Here is a 1028-nt window from a genome sequence, read left to right on the forward strand (position 1 = left end):
CGCCCGGCGTCCTGACCGCCCGCGGCTCCGCCACTCGTACTCCGACGGCGCGCGGGAGGCCCGGCGCCGTGCTCCCGCGCCGTCCCCCGCCCCCGGGGGGCGCCCTCGTCCACCCCGCCGGGGACCGGCTGACCACGCCCGTACAAGAATCCCTCATGTTCCTGGAAGACCTGCGGACGGCCTGCCGCAAGGACCCCGCCCTGCACGGCGCCCGTGTCGTCGAGGTGCTGCCGTACCCGGGGCTGTGGGCGATCTGGGCGCACCGTCTCACCCACCGCCTGCACCGGTGGGGTCTGCCGGTTGCCGCCCCGTGCCCTGTCCCAGCTCAGCCGTGCCCTGACCGGCGTCGAGATCCACCCCGGCGCCGTCATCGGCCGCCGCTGCTTCATCGACCACGGCGTGGGTGTGGTGATCGGGGGACCGCCGTCCTCGGCGACGACGTGATGCTGTACCACCGCGTCACCCTGGGCGGCACCGGCTGGTGGACCGGTATCCCGGCGGCCGGGCGGCACCCCACCATCGGTGACCGGGTCGTCCTCGGTGTCGGCGCCAGTGTCCTCGGCCCGGCCGCCGAGGGCATGCGCGGGGCCGTCGCCCGCGCCGCCGAACTGGCCGCACGGCACGGCTGGTTCATGCCGCAGCAGTTCACCGACCCGGCCGACCCCGACGTGCACCGCCGTACCACCGCCCAGGAGATCTGGCAGGACACCGCGGGACAGGTCGACGTCCTGGTGGCCGGGGTCGGCACCGGCGGCACCGTGACGGGCGTCGGCCAGGTGCTCAGGGAGAAGAAGCCGGACGTCACCGTGGTGGCCGTGGAGCCGGCCGAGTCGGCGGTGCTCTCCGGCGGCTCCCCCGGCCCACACCGCGTCCAGGGTCTCGGCTCCGGCTTCGTCCCCGGCGTCCTGGACACCGCCGTCTACGACGAGGTCTGCCGCGTCGCCCTGCCCCGGGCCCAGGAGGCGGCCCGCGGGCCGGCCCGCCGCGAGGGCATCCTCGTCGGCGTCTCGGGCGGCGCCGCCCTCCAC

General features: G+C 76.6%; 2 protein-coding genes. Both read left to right on the top strand.

The genetic code is table 11. The annotated features are described in order from the left end of the window. Positions 1-300 precede the first annotated feature (300 nt). A complete protein-coding gene (locus B7767_RS46725) occupies positions 301-444 on the top strand; it encodes a hypothetical protein (protein WP_179167372.1) in 144 nt (47 codons plus the stop codon). Next, a partial coding sequence (locus B7767_RS32445; protein ID WP_179167373.1) for a pyridoxal-phosphate dependent enzyme occupies positions 444-1028 on the top strand: 585 nt, incomplete at its 3' end. The genes B7767_RS46725 and B7767_RS32445, both read left to right, overlap by 1 nt.

This window comes from Streptomyces sp. 13-12-16, assembly GCF_002114215.1.
Taxonomy (GTDB): Bacteria; Actinomycetota; Actinomycetes; order Streptomycetales; family Streptomycetaceae; genus Streptomyces.